Raw genomic sequence first — 4,177 nt, 5'->3', positions numbered from 1 at the left:
TGGCCTCGGGTACCATTATTCTTCTATAAAGCGCTTACATACGACTTAGTATTAAAGAGTATGGTGCGAAAAAGCCTTAACATTAGTTGGGGCTTTTTTGTGCCTGTAATTCGAGCGTTGGCGAAAGATAAAATCCCTCGTCGTTTTAAGTTGGGGCTTTTTTGTATCTGAAATTTGTTGGAATGAATGATTTTACTAAAAAATCCCTCGTCGTTCTAAAATAGGGCGTGCCAGTTCAAGTCTGGCCTCGGGTACCATTATTCTTCTATAAAGCGTTTATATACGACTTTTAGTATTAAAGAGTATGGTGCGAAAAAGCCTCAACATTAGTTGGGGCTTTTTTGTGTTTGCAATTTGGCTATATCAATTTCATTTCTTAAAGTTATTTTGAAGGGGTGTGGTTGAAGTCTGGCTTACGCTTTCACCTTAATCATGTCGCATGCTTGTTGTCCCCAGTGGGCATAAATAACCTCACTTGGATGAAACCCATCAATGGCCATTGGCGCATCAGCTAACGTCAATTCCATATTAAGTTGTTCGCATGGCAGTGAGCTTGTTTGAACCCAATTAGAAAGAGCTAAGTTGAACTCTCGGCTTCTTGCGCCTAAAAACCACCTAAAAGGCTGTGGTAACGCTGGAAATCGATCCATTGGAGGCACATTAGTAATGATAATTTGTGTTCCTCCTAACTTTGATGTGATCAATGCGCACAACTCGCTTAATTGTAATATCCATGTTTTTGCCGATATTGGACTCAGCACATCATTTACGCCCAGAGAGATCACAATAACATCTGCTTTTGTTAGCTGATTTTGATGGGTCATGAGTTTGACTTTATTGAGGCAGTTTTGGGTGCTATAGCCACTTTGGGCCACCAGTTGCCAATTGAGCTGATAATCATTAGAGAGCCGCTTAACCATGTTTCCCGCCAGTGCTTGTTGCTGGTGGCTTACCCCAACTCCCGCTGCAGCAGAGTCACCTAGGATCAGTAGCGACAATTGTGGCGAACGGCATGAGGCATTAACGCGCTTGCCGCTTGGCTCTGGTAATTTTATGGTGGTTCTTTTTACCCAAATAGCCTGTACTAAATAAATAGGCCATAAAAATATTAGTGTTAGATAGTGCAATGTTACATTCCTTTGTTATGTGCTTATTTAAGGGGTTACGACCTTAAATTTGATTTCATAAAGCTGTTCAATACCCGGATACACTTCCTGTATTAAGGCTTTTAATACTGCCAAGGGCATATTTTCTTGCTGCGCATGCAAGTCGGTTAATTGTGTAAATGGCACTGTATTAACGGAAATAACCTTGATGTCGCAAAACCATTTATCTTCCTCAAAGGTGGATACGGTTAACGTTTCACCTGCAATAAAGTGGGATTCACTGTCATTGCGTAAGGTAATAGTTTTAGCGCCTGACAGAATGTCTGTTTCAAAGCGGCTGAAAAAAGTGATGCTGTTAAGTGCTGGCATAGTAGCTTTGAGCCTTTATTAATTGCAGGTTTATTGTGCGTTATAGTAAATCAGTTTACTGAGGTTTGCCTTAACTTGTTTATCTGTTTGGCTTATCATGAGCGCCATTGCGACTTACTGCTTATTTTAGGATATTTCCATTGCATACTTTGGCTCAATTACAGTCTGGTGAATTACACCAAAACAAGATAAAACGATTACAGATAGCTGAAGGGTTAACCAGCTTTCCCATGGAAATTATTAAGCTTGCAGATTCCCTTGAAGTGCTTGATTTGTCGAACAACCGTTTATCATCGCTACCTGATGAGTTTGAGCAGTTGCAACAGCTTAAAATTTTATTCCTATCGTTTAATTGTTTTACTGACATCCCAGATGTCATTGCTAAATGCCCAAAGCTTGAAATGATCGGTTTTAAAGCCAATCAAATAACTACAGTTGCCGAAGATTGTTTTCCTGTTGATACCCGCTGGTTAATTCTCACTGACAATAACATTGAGCAATTACCTCAATCCATTGGCAAGCTACATCGACTACAGAAGTTTGCCATGGCAGGCAATAAGCTCAACAATTTGCCGCCATCAATGAGTCAATGTACATCACTAGAGCTATTACGTATTTCAGCCAATGAATTGACTGTTATTCCAGATTGGTTATTCAAACTGCCCAATTTAGCTTGGTTGGCATTTAGTGGCAATCCTATAACAGCGCCTGTTATCAATAGTGATGACGCTGCTGTTAATAGTGGTTGTGCGTTAACGCCAATGGCGCAGTTATCATTAGGGGAGCAATTAGGCCAAGGCGCTTCAGGGGTGATTTATCAAGCACAATGGCAGCAGGACTCTGGCACAGCACTGGACGTAGCGGTGAAAATATTCAGAGGTGCGGTGACATCAGATGGTTACCCAAAAGATGAATTACATTGCTGTTTGCAAGCAGGCTTTCATCCTAATTTAATTGGCGTACTTGGCTTTATTGCTGATGCTGACAATCTTGGTTTAGTCATGGAGCTCATTCCTCAGCGTTATTACAACTTGGGTTTACCGCCGTCACTGGAAACCTGTACTCGCGATACCTTTTGTGATGACATGGATATATCCCTAAGGCAAATCGTCACCGTTATGCGCAGTATGGCAGCTGCGCTAGCCCATTTACATCAACATAAAGTCAGTCATGGCGATATATACGCTCACAACACCATGATTGATAGTGATGCCAATATGCTATTTGGTGATTTTGGCGCAGCAACGGACTTGTCAGCGCTTGCAGTAGAGCAAGCAGCGTATATGCAAGCCATTGAAGTCAGAGCATTAGGTAATATGCTAGATGACGTATTGGGGCATTTTAATGAATTTACAGGCCATGATAATAACCAGCTAAGGTTAGCAACTGCAGATAGTCAGATCATTAGCCAATTAAGCCAAATAGTGTCTAGTTGTTTGCAGGCTGACGTAGCGATGCGACCTCAGTTTATTCATATCCAGCAGCAATTAGCCACCATTCAACAGCAGTTATTGGATTAACAATCGTCGCTTATATTTAGGCCCAGATAGTTAAATTTATAAACAGGATAGGGGAGCGTTATGCCTGCAGCGTCATTAACGTCGTTAGTTGCACAAGTACGTCAATGCCAGCTTTGCCAGCATGCGTTGCCCCATGGCGTTAACCCAGTGATTCAAATTGATCCGCTAGCGCGTATTCTTATTGCTGGGCAAGCTCCAGGCCTTGCGGTGCATAAGTCTGGCATCCCGTTTGATGATAAAAGTGGTGACAGGTTACGAGATTGGTTAGGCATCGACAAAGACACCCTTTACGACCCTAAACAGATTGCGATTTTACCCATGGGCTTTTGTTATCCCGGTAAGGGGAAAAACGGTGATTTAGCGCCAATGAAAATGTGCGCCCAAACGTGGCGGCAACCCTTACTTAACCACTTAACTGATGTGAAGTTAACTTTGCTTATAGGCAAGTATGCTCAAGACTATCACTTGCCAAACAGGCAACAAACGCTGACAGAAACTGTTAAACATTGGCGTAATTTACCTTCGGGCATCATTGCATTGCCTCATCCAAGTCCTCGCAACAATATTTGGTTAGCAAAAAATCCATGGTTTGCTGAAGATTTATTACCAGTAATAAAATCGACAGTGCAGAATATTTTGCATGCTTAAGTGAAATATTTAATTGAAAGGGCTAATTTAGCTATGTTTTTAGACGAATTGATTGCAAAGTCAGCACTTGAACAATAAGTTTCATTTTTTTATTGATCCATTCTGAAAAACCAGTAAAGTATGCACCAAGTTCAGCGGCAGCAAGCAATTGCAGCAATTGAAAACAGATTCCGTAGCTTGTTTCGACAAGTTACAACAAGTTTGCCCGAGTGGTGGAATCGGTAGACACAAGGGATTTAAAATCCCTCGCTTAATAGGCGTGCCAGTTCAAGTCTGGCCTCGGGTACCATATTACATACGTAAGTATGGTGCAAAAAAGCCTCGACATTAGTCGGGGCTTTTTTGTGTCTGAAATTTGCTCAATGAATGACAAGATATAACAATCCCTCATCGTTTTAAAATAGGGCGTGCCGGTTCAAGTCCGGCCTCGGGTACCATCAGTTTTATTATCAAAAATATACGTAAGTATGGTGCAAAAAAGCCTCGACATTAGTCGGGGCTTTTTTGTGTCTGAAATTTGCTCAATGAATGACA

4 protein-coding genes and 1 tRNA gene are annotated in these 4,177 nt (G+C 41.5%); 3 read left to right on the top strand and 2 right to left on the bottom strand.

The window, feature by feature from the left end; genetic code table 11:
* Positions 1 to 413: 413 nt before the first annotated feature.
* A complete protein-coding gene (locus Q4546_RS18955) occupies positions 414 to 1,127 on the bottom strand; it encodes an SGNH/GDSL hydrolase family protein (RefSeq protein WP_303446843.1) in 714 nt (237 codons plus the stop codon).
* A gap of 27 nt (positions 1,128 to 1,154) precedes the next feature.
* Positions 1,155 to 1,475: a N(4)-acetylcytidine aminohydrolase gene (gene yqfB, locus Q4546_RS18950; RefSeq protein WP_303446842.1), complete on the bottom strand. Its 321-nt coding sequence runs from the start codon at positions 1,473 to 1,475 to the stop codon at positions 1,155 to 1,157.
* A 140-nt stretch (positions 1,476 to 1,615) separates the two neighbouring features.
* On the opposite strand from yqfB, the gene Q4546_RS18945 reads away from it, so the two are divergent.
* The 3 genes from Q4546_RS18945 (at position 1,616) to Q4546_RS18935 (ending at position 3,932) form a co-directional block, all read left to right on the top strand.
* Positions 1,616 to 2,995 (top strand): leucine-rich repeat-containing protein kinase family protein, encoded by a 1,380-nt coding sequence (locus tag Q4546_RS18945; protein ID WP_102440274.1) that lies wholly within the window; start codon positions 1,616 to 1,618, stop codon positions 2,993 to 2,995.
* A gap of 60 nt (positions 2,996 to 3,055) precedes the next feature.
* Complete coding sequence (locus Q4546_RS18940; RefSeq protein ID WP_102531537.1) at positions 3,056 to 3,643, top strand: uracil-DNA glycosylase family protein; 588 nt, start codon at positions 3,056 to 3,058, stop codon at positions 3,641 to 3,643.
* 203 nt (positions 3,644 to 3,846) lie between these two features.
* A tRNA-Leu gene (locus Q4546_RS18935) sits at positions 3,847 to 3,932 on the top strand.
* Positions 3,933 to 4,177: the final 245 nt, after the last annotated feature.

The sequence above is a fragment of the Shewanella sp. 4_MG-2023 genome (genome assembly GCF_030548015.1).
GTDB lineage: Bacteria > Pseudomonadota > Gammaproteobacteria > Enterobacterales > Shewanellaceae > Shewanella.
The sequence above is the reverse complement of the archived record's forward strand: the minus strand, read 5'-3'. Positions and strand labels throughout refer to the sequence as shown.

What these genes read in the sequence shown, in the direction of transcription:
- yqfB (WP_303446842.1), bottom strand. Translation starts at nt 1,475, where the DNA reads ATGCCAGCACTTAACAGCATCACTTTTTTCAGCCGCTTTGAAACAGAC.
- Q4546_RS18940 (WP_102531537.1), top strand. Translation starts at nt 3,056, where the DNA reads ATGCCTGCAGCGTCATTAACGTCGTTAGTTGCACAAGTACGTCAATGC.